Genomic DNA, 13,214 nt, shown 5'->3' with positions numbered 1-13,214 from the left:
TCGCGGAAAGGTTGAAAACCGTAAAAACCTGCCATCGCTCGTTTACGCTTTTTTCATTTTCCTTTCCAAATCCTTAACGGCGTTAACCATTTGTTAACCATTGGCCGTTAACCAATCATTAAGAACGATGGACTGACGCCCAGGGCAAACGAGCGGCGTCGGTTGCATGAAGCCTCCCATCGTTACCGGTCCCCCGCCTCACTCCGGCATGTCCCCGACAATCACTTACTCAGGGCAAATGCCAATGACCAGCATCTTGACCAACTCCGCCGCCATGGCTGCGTTGCAGACCCTCCGTTCGATCGACAACAGCCTCGAGACGACGCAGGCGCGTGTCTCCTCCGGCATGCGCGTCGAAACCGCCGCCGACAACGCCGCCTACTGGTCGATCGCGACCACCATGCGCTCCGACAACCGCGCCATCTCCACCGTCGCCGACGCGCTCGGCCTCGGTGCCGCCAAGGTCGATACCGCCTATACCTCCTTGGAAAGCGTCATCGACGTGATGAGCGAGATCAAAGCCAAGCTGGTCGCCGCGCGAGAGCCGGGCGTCGACAAGACCAAGATCAACGACGAAATTTCCGAATTGAAGAACCAGCTCATTTCGGCGGCTCAGTCGGCCTCCTTTTCTGGCGAGAACTGGCTTTATAATACCGGTGACGACGCTCTCGGCATAAAATCCGTCGTTGCCTCCTTCGTGCGAAGCGCCGACGGCAACGTCAAGGTCACCACGCTCGACTTCGACACCGCGAACTCCGTGCTGATCGACATCGAAACACCCGAGCAGGGTTACCTCACCAAACCCATCGATCTTGCCGACGTCATGGAGAACCCGCCAGCGTTCGGTCCATACTCCATCATCAACATGGACGATCTCGGCAACCCCGCTGATGACACTGTGGTGCAGCTCAGGGCCGATACGACCTACGAAGAAATCGATGGCATGATCAGTGTCACGGATTTCATCCTCAAAGGCCTGACGAACGCGGCCTCCACGCTCGGCGCCATCACCAAGCGCATCGAGATGCAGGAAAGCTTCGTCGCCTCGCTCGGCGACGTGATCGACAAGGGCATCGGCCGCCTGGTCGATGCCGACATGAACGAGGAATCGACGCGGTTGAAGGCACTGCAGACCCAGCAGCAATTGGGTATCCAGTCGCTCTCGATCGCCAATTCGAGCGCAGAAAACATCCTCCAGCTCTTCCGTCAGTAAGGGCAGGGAGGTCTTGCTTCCGCCCGGCCGTGGTCATCGGCCGAGGCGGGCGGTTGGGCCGCGCGATTTGCCCTGGCGCGGCCCAACACCTTTCATCTTCATCCTCGCACAAGTTTGGACCCCTAGGTTCGATGGCACGATCAGGAAGATTGTGTGCCTTTCCTCTTCCGGAAGGCTCGATGTCGAGGAGACAGGTCAGCGGTGGTGTCAGCTTCCAGTGTTTACGAGAGCGAGCGTCGAAACGGTCCGCGGGGTTCCCGTCGGGCCCTGTTTGCATTCGTCCGGCACGCGGCAGGGCTGGAGGGCGCGGCATGAGTGTGCAACTCGCCCGTTACCTCAAGGATTTCGGCGCACCGCCGCGTGCGAAGACGCCGACCTTCTCGTCGCCGTCGTTCACGCAGACCAATGACGTTGCCGGGGCCGAGCCCCTCGCGATGCCGTTCGCAGAACCGCAGGTCGATGTTGCGGCGGAGCGCGCCGAGGCCTTTGCCGAAGGTCGCGCGGAAGCCGAGGCAGAGTTTGCCGCAAGGCACGAGGCGGACATGACCGCTTTGAATGATGCGCATCAGGCCGAGCTTGACGCCCTCAAGGCGCGCTATGAGCAGGACTATGCGGACGCGCTGGCCAAACGGTTTTCCGGACTGACCGCCGAGGTTGCCGATCTTGTCGCGGCCCAGACCGCGCAGGTCCTGGCGCCCATCATGAGCCTTGTGCTTACCAAGGGCGCGGTTGCCGATCTTGCGCGCATGATCACGGAAGGTCTTGCGGGCGGCGAAGGTGTCACGGTTACGGTGAAGGGGCCGGCAAACCTCTTCGAACAGTTGAAATCGCATTTCGAAGATAGCATGCCCGTCTTCAAGCATGTCGAAATGCAGGATGTCGATCTGACGGTGGAGTTTGGCGAAACCGTCCTGGTAACGCGAATGGCGGCCTGGGCCGATACCGTACGCAAGGTGCTTGCATGAGCGAAGGCGAAAATCATCACCACGGCAAGAACGAGATCATCATCGTCAAGCGACATGGCGATCATGAGGGTGACCATCATTCGGCCGCCTGGAAGATCGCCTATGCCGACTTCATGACGGCCATGATGGCGTTCTTCCTCGTGATGTGGCTCGTCAATGCCGCCAACGAGAAGACGCAGGCCTCCGTCGCCTCCTATTTCAACCCGATCAAGCTGACCGACGACAAGCCGGCCGACAAATCGGTGAAGAAGCCGGCCAACAGCGCCGAAGGCGAGGCGACGCAGGACAAGTCCAAGGAACAGGGCCAACAGCAGGCAAGCGGCAACGGCGCGGAAAGCGGCAAGGACGAGAAGACCACGGCCGGCGAGGAGACCCAGTACTCCGAGGCCAATTTCTTCGATAATCCCTATTCGGTGCTCTCCGAAATCGCGCAGGAAGTCGGCCAGCAGGCGAATGTGAGCGCCAAGGGCGAGGGCGGTGCGGCCAATTCCGGCCCGTCCACCGGCGCCAGCGGCGGCGAAGCCTATCGCGATCCGTTCGATCCGGACTTCTGGACGCAGCAGGTCGACATCTCGCAGGCAACCAGCGCCGGCAGCGAGGGCAAGACCGTCCAGGAGGCACTCGCCAAGGAAGAGGCGGAGAAGGCCGAAGCTGCAAAGGCCGAGGCGGAAGCTGCGAAGGTTGAAGCCGAACAGGTTGCTGCCGACGAAGCCAAGACCAAGGAAGACAAGGAAGCGGCCGAGCTGGCAAAGCAGATCAACAAGGAGATCGGCACGCTCGGCAAGCTGGCGGAAGGCCTGACGGTCACGCCGGCCGAAGGCGGCCTGCTCGTCAGCCTGACAGATCAGCTCGATACGCCCATGTTCAACATCGGTTCGGCCGTACCCCAGCGCGACATGGTGCTGGCGATGGAGAAGATCGGCAAGATCCTCGCAAGCCGTCCGGGCGCCATCGCGATCCGCGGTCATACGGACGCCCGTCCCTTTGCCGGTGGCAAGAACGACAACTGGCGGCTCTCGATGGATCGCGCGCAGAGCGCCTACTACATGCTGGTGCGCGGCGGGCTTGAGGAGAAGCGCGTGAGCCAGGTGACGGGCTTTGCCGACCGGCGCCTCAAGGTGCCGACCGATCCGATGGCCGACGCCAACCGCCGCATCGAAATCCTCATCCAGGCGGAAGGCGGCTGACGCCATGGACCGGTTGCGGCGCCTCTTTCTGATGGGTTCGGTCCTCTGCGGCATTGCTTCCGCGGCCACGCCCGCCTGCGCGGAGGATCTCGACGATCTCGCGCCCTACAAGATGATCCGTTCGCTGCAATATGTGCAGGACACGGTGGCGCTCGGCGACCATTCCGCAATGGAGATGCAGCGCTTTCTGCTGTCCACCATCGACGAACGGTTTCGCACGGCGGACGCCGCGATTTTCGATGACCCTCGCAACGTGGACGCAGCACTCGTCTACGCCATGAGCGGCGGCAACCCGGAGACGCTGGAGCTTCTCATCAAGCGGGATGTCGACGGTCATTTCGATTCCCGCCTCACCGATGCGCTGCGCAGTTATCTGAGCGGCCGCGGCAGCCAGAGCGTGAAGTCGCTGGCCGACATCTTTCCGGAATACAAACGCGCGCGGGTCGGCCCCTATCTGGCGCTGGTGTCCGCTAACTCGGTCATCCGCAAGGATCCCGCGCTGGCGCTGACCTATTTCGATTGGGCGCGGCTGGTGGCCCCCGGCACGATCGTCGAAGAGGCGGCACTGCGCCGCTCGGTCTATGTCACGAGCGAGGCCGGCTGGATCGACAAGAGCATGGTCTATGCGAACCGCTACGCGCGGCGCTACCTGCGCTCGCCCTATGCCAGCCAGTTCGCCGACCTCTTCGTGAAGCTCGCCGTCGATCATTTCGAGGCGATCAAGGAAGAGGATATTCTCGAGGTCCTGTCCTTCATGGATGTGCCGCGGCAGCGGGAGGTCTATCTGCGCATGGCGCGGCTCGCCGCGATCTCGGGCAAGAACAAACTCGCCTCGCTCGCCGCCGAACGCGCGCAGATGCTGTCCGAGGACGGGGAGAATACGCCGCGGGTCCTGGCCGATCTCTATTCCGGGCTGGCCTCGGTTCCCTCCGGCGATGTCTCGTCTGCCATGGAATCCATCATCGCCATTCCGGACGACAGGCTTTCCGAGAAGGACCGCGCCTTGAAGGCTGCGGCCAAGGCGGTTGCCGAAGAGGTGCTGCGCGCACCACAGGCGGCGCTGACCGAAACAGAGGCGGCCGCGGTGCCGGAACAGTCCGAAGACGCGTCCTATGCGGGCCTGAATGAGGCGGAAACGGCGGAGCGGTCGATGGATCCGCAGGCAGGCGCGGGGGAAACCCCGATCGCCACCGCCGCCGAGCCGGACGAGAAGAAGAAAGAGCAGGCGGCGGAGACGGGCATTGATCCGGCGTTCGATACATTCGTATCGAGTGGCCGGTCCAAGCTCGACGAGATCGACGCGCTCTTGAAAGGAGAAGGCAGTTGAGCAACACCGCGAACGGAATTTTGGGTGCCGCGCAGAACCAGGCGTCGGCGAAGAACAAGGTCGGATACGCGAAGACCGCGGGGACCGTTCCCAAAACTGGCGATTTCGCCAGCACCGTGGCAAACCTTGCCGGTCGTGGAGGCGAGGGAGGCCGCAAGGGCGCCAACCTGTCGATCCAAACCGCTGGTGCTGCGGCGCGCTCCGTACCGGCCGAGCAGACTGGTGATACGCGGGTCAGGACGTCGAGTTCGAACCTGCCCGGCATTGCTGAAGCGCTGCGCAGGGCCGGCGCCGAGGGGGCCGAAAAGGCTGCTGTCAGGTCTGATGAACTCGCTGGCTTAAAGATCCCGACAGGCAAGGCTGTGCCTGGTGACGCTCTGCCAGGTGATGCCAAGCCGGACCGTGCTGTGCCGACCGATGCTGTACCCGGTGAAAAGGCCGGGGTCATTTCCGGTGGGAAAGCGGATGTCGACAGCGGAACAAAGGCCGCGACGCGGCGCGATGGCGACCCGATCGCGAAAACAGACAAGATCCTGGACGAAAAGGTCCCGGTATTTCATGATCTTGCCGACAAGTCGGCTGAGAAACTGCCGGCCGAAACACAGGGCAGGGTCAAGAACGAGTCCACCGACCGCAAATCCGACAAGGCCGCGGATGTCGAAGCCGGCGCCGTGCCGGATACCGGCAACGCCGTGGATGTCGGCAATCTGCTGGCGCTTCTCGCTGCTCCGAATGCCGCCGCGCAGGCCATGACCAATGGCCAGGCGATCGCGGCCGCGGCAGGCGGGCAGACTGGCGACGAGCAGCCGGATGGCAAGGCGGCGGACCTCGTCGATATCCACGCCGATGTCTCCTCGGCCCTGGCGGATGATGCGACGCATGCCGATGCGGCTGCTGTCGACATGGCCGCAACCAAGTCGGAATCCGATGCCGATCAGCTCTTCCGGCTGATCCGGGCCGACGGCAAGGGCCGCGACGTCGACATGAGCATTTCCGTCGACGGCGAGCGCACGACCGTTCGTGACGCCAATACGACGGGCCCGAAAGGCGAAACGGTGACGGTGGTCGATGCGCGTCGGTATATCGGCCTTGCGTCGACGGGCAATTCGGCGGCCGTGACGACGGCGCTCACACAGGACCCGTCCTGGGCGGCGTCGCTCAGTTCGACCGGTAGCCTCCTGCAACCGCACGAGGCCATGACCGGCAAGGTCGTCAACACGCTGAAGATCCAGATGCATCCGATCGAACTCGGTCTCGTCACGGCGACGCTGAGGCTGCATGGCGACACACTGGTCGTCTCGCTTCAAGTGCAGACGGGGGAGGCTTACCGCCAGCTCAGCGAGGACCAGGACGCTATGGTCAAGGCCCTGCGCGATCAGGGTTTTGCCGTCGACCAGGTCAGCGTCCAGTTTACCTCGGCCGACAGAGGCGCGGATGCACAGCAGGGCGACGGACAGAGCCAGCAACAGCAGCCGCAGTTCTCCAGCCAGCCGCAGGCCCGCGAGGGCGGCAATGGCCGCCAGGGCGCCGAAGGGCAGTCTGCACGCAGTTTCTCACGCGAGGAAGCATCCCATGAAGGCAACACGTCGGACAATGCTGCTGGCGTCGCTGGCAGCCAGTCTCTGCGTTCTGGCGGCGTCTACCTCTGACGCTGAAGCCGCCGTCGGCAGTTGCGAACGGGAGATTCTCGCCGCCGCCGCCAAATACGATATTCCTGCCGGGATCCTCTATTCGGTCGGCCTCACCGAGACCGGCCGCAAGGGCTCGTTGCAGCCCTATGCCATGAACATCGAGGGCAAGGCGTTCTTCGGCCAGGACCGGCAGGATGCCCTGCAGGCATTCGAGGCCGCGCGTGCCCGCGGCGCAAAACTGATCGATCTCGGCTGCATGCAGATCAACCACCATTTCCACGGCGACCAGTTCGCATCGCCGGCGGAGATGTTCGACCCACGCAAGAACGTCGAATATGCGGCGGCGTTTCTGGCGCGTCTTCATGCCCGGCACGAAACCTGGACGATGGCCGTTGCCCGCTATCATGCGGGGCCGAACAACGATCCGGCGCAAAAGCGATATGTCTGCCGGGTGATCGCCAACTTGGTTGCAACGGGCTATGGAAGCTGGACTCAGAACGCGAAACAGTTCTGCCAATAATTCGACTAAAGGTTGAATTTATTCTTTCGGAAATCTGTTCCGTAATGTGGCAACAATGCGCCCTGTTTTAGAGCGACAAGGGCGGTCGTTAACCTTTGTTAACTTTTCCACCATAAAATTGTGGCAATGGCCGATTGGTCCTACTATATGTAGACCAAATCGGCACGCAATTCTTAATCAATTATTAAATTCACCCAGTCACTTCCTCTAGTTGCCGGTGAATCGCCCGATTCGTACCACTGCCCGAACGAAGCACCACACTGATTCGGAGGCGGACGAATGATCGTAGTGGTTGATGAGCGCGAGCTCGTGAAAGACGGCTATACTTCTCTTTTTGGTCGCGAGGGCGTGCCCTCGACGGGGTTCGATCCCCGTGAATTCGGCGAGTGGGTTACGACCGCCGCCGATTCGGACATCGATGCGGTCGAGGCATTCCTGATTGGTCAGAGCCAGCTCCATATGGAGCTGCCGCGGGCCATCCGGGATCGTACCCAGGCCCCGGTGATCGCGGTCAGCGATACACCGTCCCTCGAAAACACCCTTGCGCTGTTCGACAGCGGTGTCGATGACGTCGTGCGCAAGCCGGTTCATCCACGGGAAATCCTGGCCCGTGCGGCGGCCATCCGGCGCCGTCTGAAGGCGCTCACCAATTTCACCGAAATCGGCCCGATCCGTGTCTTCTCGGATGGACGCGATCCGGAAATCAACGACGACGTCTTCCCGCTGCCGCGCCGCGAGCGCCGCATCCTGGAATACTTGGTCGCCAACCGCGGTCGCCGGCTTTCCAAGACCCAGATCTTCAACGCGATCTACGGGATCTTCGACGAGGACGTCGAGGAAAACGTCGTCGAAAGTCACATCAGCAAGCTGCGCAAGAAACTGCGCAAGAAGCTCGGTTTCGACCCGATCGATTCCAAGCGTTTCCTTGGTTACTGCATCGACTGGCAAAACTGAGATCGAGATCGCCGGTTGGCGGGGAAGGCGGACCCCGGCAGCCAGCTTCACGCAAGGCCCGTCCCATAGGGTCGAAGTACGAGACGAACGGGGATATGACATGAGTCTTTACGGCACGATGAGAACGGGTGTTTCCGGCATGAACGCACAGGCTAACCGCCTGAGCACGGTTGCCGACAACATCGCCAACGCGAATACGACGGGCTACAAGAAGGCCTCGACCCAGTTCTCCTCCCTGATCCTGCCTTCGACGGGCGGCGCCTATAATTCGGGCGGCGTCACCACGGACGTGCGCTATTCCATCTCCGCGCAGGGCACCTTCACCTACACCACCTCCGCGACGGATCTTGCCATCAACGGCAAGGGTTTCTTCATCGTCGAAGGGACGGACGGTCAGGAATACATGACCCGCGCCGGCGCCTTCACCATGATGGACGACGGCTCGCTGCAGAATTCCGCCGGCTACACGCTGATGGGCTACGAATATTCCTCGACCGAAGATCCGACGATCGTCGTCAACGGCTTCGATGGCCTGCAGCAGATCAACCTGTCGTCCGGCGCGCTGAACGCCAAGGGTTCGACCGCCGGTGCGCTCGACGTCAACCTGCCGTCCAACGAAGAAGTCGGTTACGAGAAGACCACCTCGCTCGTTGCCTATGACAGCCAGGGCAACACGCGTCTGATCGAGTTCACCTACACGAAGACCGCCGACAATGCCTGGTCCGTGGAAGCGAGCTACGACGGCACCACGATTGCCGGTCCGATCGCCATGACCTTCGATTCGGAAGGCCAGCTTCTGACGCCGTCGCCCGCGACGATCACCACGACGGCGCAGGTCATCGACGGAGCAAACCTGAACGCGCTCTCCATCACTGTCGGTGGCTCGAGCCAGCTTGCCTCCGCCTTCGACGTGTCCAACGGCAAGATCGACGGCAACGGCGCCAGCAAGGTGACCGGTTACGAAATCAGCGACGACGGCATCGTCTCGCTGAAATACAGCAACGGCGAACTGACGCCGAAGTACCGCATCGCCATGGCGTCGGTACAGAGCCCCGACAACCTGAAGCCGCTGCCGGGCAACGTCTATTCGCAGAGCAACGAATCCGGCGTCGTCGTCATGGGTTATGCCGGCACCAACGGCTACGGCAGCATCATCTCCGGCGCGCTGGAAGACTCCAACGTCGACATCGCCGAAGAACTGACAAGCATGATCGAGTCGCAGCGTAACTACACGGCGAACTCGAAGGTCTTCCAGACCGGCTCGGAACTCATGGAAGTCCTCGTCAACCTCAAGAGATAAGGCGGCTTAAAACCGCGTGCATTCCAGAGTTAGGTAGCAACGATGTCGCTTTCAGCAGCAATGAAGACTGCTCAGTCCAACTTCTCCAACGTCGGCCTGCAATCGGCCGTCGCGTCGAAGAACATTGCCAATGCAAGCGACACGGCCTACGCACGCCGCTCGGCCATCCTCGCCACGGCGGCGACCGGCGCGTCGGTGGTCGAAACGCAGCGTGCCCAGAACGAAGCGCTGCTGAAGCAGAACCTGCTCAGCATCTCCAAGTCCGCCGGGCAGGATACGCTGCTGTCCGGCCTGACGCGGATGAAGACGATGCTCGGCGGCGAGGACTACGAACTCGCCCCGTCCACCTACCTTGCCAAGCTGCGCGACAATCTCCAGACCTTCGCCGACAAGCCGAACGAAGTCTCGCTCGCCGAGACGGTCGTGGCGGATGCAATCGACGTCGCCAATTCGCTGAACACCACCTCGCAGGCGCTTCAGAAACTGCGCGCCGAAGCGGATTCCGACATCGCGACTTCGGTCACGGAACTCAACCGCCTGCTCAAGGAATTCAAGACCTACAACGACCAGGTCAAGCAGGGCACCGCGGCCGGTACGGACGTCAACGACGCGCTCGACCAGCGCGACAAGCTGCTGACCCAGATCTCGTCGATCGTCGGCGTCAGCACCATGAAGCGGACGAACAACGATCTCGCGCTCTATACGAGCGACGGCACCGTTCTCTTCGAGACCACCGCACGGACGGTGACCTTCGCGCCGACGCCAACCTATACGGCGGCCGTGACTGGCAATCAGGTCTATATCGACGGTGTCGCCATCCAGGCCGGCGCCGGCGGCAACACAAGCGCCCAAGGCTCGATCGCAGCCCTGCTGCAGATCCGTGACCATGCCGCGCCGACCTTCCAGAAGCAGCTCGACGAAATTGCCCGTGGCGTCATCACGATGTTCTCGGAAGGCACGGACGAGGGCCTGTTCATCAGCAACGGCCTGCCGGCGCTGACGGATCCGGGCCTCTCCACCGTCATCCGCGTGAACCCCGATGTCATATCGAACGAGGGCGGCAATCCGATGCTGCTCCGCGACGGCATCAACACCAACTACAACGTCGACAACAATGCGAGCTTCTCCGAGCTGCTGAACGGTTATGCGTCCGCTTTCGAGGCGCCGATGACCTTTCATCCGGATGCCGCAATCGACACGTCTGCGACCATCCTGGCCTTCGGCACGTCATCAGTCGGCTGGGTGGAGCAGCTTCGCAGTGCGGCGACGACGGCGGGCGACGACAAGTCGGCGCTTCTCGGCCGCACCCAGGAAGCCCTCCTGAATGTGACTGCCGTCAGCCTCGATGAGGAGCTCGCGCTGCTTCTCGACCTCGAGCAGTCGTACAAGGCGTCGGCGAAACTCGTGGCAGCGGTCGATGAGATGATCGCAGCGCTTCTCCAAGCGGCGGGCTAAGGCATGAAGGCTTCTTTCGTTTCGAACATGTCCCTCCAGAATGCGATGCGGCTCACCGTGGCCACCGCGCAGAAGGAGATGCTGAAAGTCCAGGAGGAAAGCGTCACCGGGCGTCATTCGGACGTCGGTGCAGTTCTCGGCGCCAAGACCGCACGCACGCTCAACCTGCACCGCGATCTCCAGCGGATGGAATCGCTGAAAAGCACGAACGCGCTCACCACGCAGCGCCTCTCTGCCTCGCAGGAAGCCCTGGGCACGATGTCGACGGCGGCAAACGACGCCATGGGTGTGTTGATCGCACTCTCCGGCATCACCTCCGCCGATCAGCTTCAACTGGCGCAGAAGAACCTCGGCAGCGCCCTCCAGACGTTTACGGCGGCTGCAAACACGTCCTTCAGCGGCGAGTATCTCTTCGCCGGCATCAATTCCGACGTGATGCCGCTCAACGACTATTTCCAGGAATCGCCCGTTTCGGACGCCAAGGCCGAATTCGACGCCGCCTTCCTCGCGCATTTCGGCTTCGATCAGGACGACAATGCTGTCGCCACCATCGATCCGGCGGACATGCAGTCCTTCATCGACACGCTCGAATCGAGCTTCACGGGTGTGGATTGGGAGAACGACTGGTCGAACGCGTCCAGCGAGAACATGGAAAGCCGCGTCAGCACATCGGAGACCGTGCAGAGTTCGACCAACACCAACACGGATGGCATGCGCTACATGGCGCTCGGCCTCGTGCTGGGACAGGAACTGCTGGCGCTCAACATCAGTGAAAGCGCGCGCAAAGTCGTCAGCGACGCGTCGATCGACTATATGGGCAGGGCGATTTCCGGCATTGACGGCGAGCGCAGCAAGCTCGGCATCTCCGAAGCGCGTGTTGCCCAGGCCAACACCTCGCTCGGTGCCCAGATCACCATTCTGAGCAACAGCATCAAGGACATGGAAGGGATCGATACCTACGAGGCGGCCACGCGTGTCACCACGCTCGAATCGCAGCTTTCGCTCGCCTACACGCTGACGTCGAGGATCCAGAACCTGAGCCTGCTGAATTACCTCTGATGAACCAGAGGGTACGGACACACATGAAGGATGTCTGAATGTACCAGTTTTCATATGCCGAGATCATGGAGGAGGGCGTCGCCGTCTCGAAAGATCGGGAACGACAGGTTCTCGACCGTTCGATCGCGCTCCTCAAGGCGGCAATGGCGTCCGATGGCGGCAACTACGGCAAGGAGGCGGTGGAGGCCATTTACTTCACGCGCCGCGTCTGGATCCGCTTCATCGAAGACCTCGGAAACCCGGAGAACCAGCTCGACGACGAGCTGAGGGCCAATCTCATCTCCATTGCAATCTGGATTCTCAAGGAAATCGAAAAGATCCGCAAACGCGAATCGACGAACTTCCAGGGCATCATCGACATCACCACCATCATCAAGGATGGCATCAAATGAAAAGTACCCTGCGTATATCCCTGAAGTCCGGTGAGCGCATTTTCGTCAACGGCGCTGTTTTGAGGGTCGACCGCAAGGTGGCCGTCGAGTTCCTCAACGATGTCACATTCCTTCTGGAGAACCATGTTCTCCAGCCGGAACAGGCGACGACGCCGCTTCGCCAGCTCTATTTCATCGCGCAGATGGCCTTGATCAACCCGGAAGGCGCCGAACAGTCGATCGCCATGTTCCGCAAGTCGGTCATCATGCTGCTCTCCTGCTTCAAGAACGAAGAGGTTCTGGCCGAGCTGAAGCGTGTCGATGCACTCGTCACCCAGGACCGCGTCTTTGAAGCGCTGAAGGCGATCCGCGGGCTCTACCCGCTCGAGGACCGCATTCTCAACAATCACGAAATGGCACCGGCCACGATCGAACAGATCCGCAGGGAGATCGCACCATGGTAACGCCCGTCGGCGCCGCGTCGAGCGCCAACACGCCCTATACGCCCTCTGTCTCGGGTTCGGAATCGTCGACGGACGAGAAGTCCACGACGCTGCAATACGAGAGCTTCCTGAAGCTGCTCGTGGCGCAGATGAAGAACCAGGACCCGACCGAGCCGATGGATGCGACTCAGCAGATGTCGCAGCTTGCGACCTTCTCGCAGGTCGAGCAGACGGTTAAGACGAACAAGAATCTGGAAAGCCTGCTCCAGCGCACGTCGCTGCAGGAAGCCAACTCCGTGATCGGCCGCACCGTTACCAGCGAAGACGGCAAGATCACTGGTGTGGTGAAGGAAGTGACACTATACAATGACGGCATCGTAGCGAAGCTTGATTCGGGCAAGACCCTCGTTATCGGGCCTGGCGTGAAGATCAGCGACGGAAAGAGCGATACCAAAACGTGAATGAGGCAGACGCCCTCGATATAGCGCAGGCAGCCATCTGGACGGTCATCGCGGCCTCCGGCCCGGCCGTGCTTGCCGCCATGATCGTGGGCGTCGCCATTGCCTTTGTGCAGGCGCTGACCCAGGTGCAGGAAATGACCCTCACCTTCGTGCCGAAAATCCTCGCGATCTTCGTGACGATCGCCATCTCGGCCCCCTTCATCGGCGCCCAGATCTCCATTTTTACCGATCTCGTCTTTTCCCGCATAGAAAGCGGCTTCTAGTCGGTTTTCCCAACCTTCGCGCAAGCTTCGGCCTGTAGGTCATGAGGTGAAATGGGCGGTGCGTG

Annotated in this window: 14 protein-coding genes; all 14 read left to right on the top strand. The window is 61.4% G+C overall.

The annotated features are described in order from the left end of the window. The first annotated feature begins 244 nt into the window (after positions 1 to 244). The 14 genes from GR138_RS04870 (at position 245) to fliQ (ending at position 13,149) form a co-directional block, all read left to right on the top strand. The gene (locus GR138_RS04870) at positions 245 to 1,213 is read left to right on the top strand and encodes a flagellin N-terminal helical domain-containing protein (protein WP_160857514.1); all 969 of its coding nucleotides are present in this window, start codon (positions 245 to 247) and stop codon (positions 1,211 to 1,213) included. A gap of 311 nt (positions 1,214 to 1,524) precedes the next feature. Then, positions 1,525 to 2,178 carry a hypothetical protein gene (locus GR138_RS04865; protein WP_160857513.1) on the top strand — a complete coding sequence of 218 codons (654 nt, stop codon included), beginning with the start codon at positions 1,525 to 1,527 and terminating at the stop codon, positions 2,176 to 2,178. After that, the gene (locus tag GR138_RS04860) at positions 2,175 to 3,365 is read left to right on the top strand and encodes a flagellar motor protein MotB (RefSeq protein ID WP_160857512.1); all 1,191 of its coding nucleotides are present in this window, start codon (positions 2,175 to 2,177) and stop codon (positions 3,363 to 3,365) included. The genes GR138_RS04865 and GR138_RS04860 overlap by 4 nt, the downstream gene beginning before the upstream one ends. Positions 3,366 to 3,369: 4 nt before the next feature. Continuing rightward, entirely contained in the window at positions 3,370 to 4,692 is a 1,323-nt protein-coding gene (gene motC / locus GR138_RS04855; protein ID WP_160857511.1) for a chemotaxis protein MotC, read from the top strand. Next, a complete protein-coding gene (gene fliK, locus GR138_RS04850) occupies positions 4,689 to 6,341 on the top strand; it encodes a flagellar hook-length control protein FliK (RefSeq protein WP_160857510.1) in 1,653 nt (550 codons plus the stop codon). Before motC ends, fliK begins: the two co-directional genes overlap by 4 nt. Next, positions 6,265 to 6,843, top strand: a complete 579-nt coding sequence (locus tag GR138_RS04845; RefSeq protein WP_160857509.1) for a transglycosylase SLT domain-containing protein — start codon at positions 6,265 to 6,267, stop codon at positions 6,841 to 6,843. The genes fliK and GR138_RS04845 overlap by 77 nt, the downstream gene beginning before the upstream one ends. Before the next feature lie 279 nt (positions 6,844 to 7,122). Further along, entirely contained in the window at positions 7,123 to 7,797 is a 675-nt protein-coding gene (gene rem / locus GR138_RS04840) for a transcriptional activator Rem (protein WP_160857508.1), read from the top strand. Between the two features lie 100 nt (positions 7,798 to 7,897). Beyond that, entirely contained in the window at positions 7,898 to 9,097 is a 1,200-nt protein-coding gene (locus GR138_RS04835) for a flagellar hook protein FlgE (protein WP_160857507.1), read from the top strand. A gap of 42 nt (positions 9,098 to 9,139) precedes the next feature. After that, positions 9,140 to 10,552 (top strand): flagellar hook-associated protein FlgK, encoded by a 1,413-nt coding sequence (gene flgK / locus GR138_RS04830; protein WP_160857506.1) that lies wholly within the window; start codon positions 9,140 to 9,142, stop codon positions 10,550 to 10,552. A gap of 3 nt (positions 10,553 to 10,555) precedes the next feature. Beyond that, the gene (locus GR138_RS04825) at positions 10,556 to 11,611 is read left to right on the top strand and encodes a flagellar hook-associated family protein (RefSeq protein WP_160857505.1); all 1,056 of its coding nucleotides are present in this window, start codon (positions 10,556 to 10,558) and stop codon (positions 11,609 to 11,611) included. A gap of 38 nt (positions 11,612 to 11,649) precedes the next feature. Then, positions 11,650 to 12,003, top strand: a complete 354-nt coding sequence (gene flaF, locus GR138_RS04820; RefSeq protein ID WP_160857504.1) for a flagellar biosynthesis regulator FlaF — start codon at positions 11,650 to 11,652, stop codon at positions 12,001 to 12,003. Then, a complete protein-coding gene (flbT, locus tag GR138_RS04815) occupies positions 12,000 to 12,446 on the top strand; it encodes a flagellar biosynthesis repressor FlbT (protein WP_069059939.1) in 447 nt (148 codons plus the stop codon). The genes flaF and flbT overlap by 4 nt, the downstream gene beginning before the upstream one ends. Next, positions 12,440 to 12,886 carry a flagellar hook assembly protein FlgD gene (gene flgD / locus GR138_RS04810; protein ID WP_160857503.1) on the top strand — a complete coding sequence of 149 codons (447 nt, stop codon included), beginning with the start codon at positions 12,440 to 12,442 and terminating at the stop codon, positions 12,884 to 12,886. The genes flbT and flgD overlap by 7 nt, the downstream gene beginning before the upstream one ends. Continuing rightward, entirely contained in the window at positions 12,883 to 13,149 is a 267-nt protein-coding gene (fliQ, locus tag GR138_RS04805) for a flagellar biosynthesis protein FliQ (RefSeq protein ID WP_069059937.1), read from the top strand. Before flgD ends, fliQ begins: the two co-directional genes overlap by 4 nt. Positions 13,150 to 13,214 lie beyond the last annotated feature (65 nt).

The organism is Shinella kummerowiae, assembly GCF_009827055.1.
GTDB lineage: Bacteria > Pseudomonadota > Alphaproteobacteria > Rhizobiales > Rhizobiaceae > Shinella > Shinella kummerowiae.
This window is presented reverse-complemented; position numbering and strand designations above follow the sequence as displayed.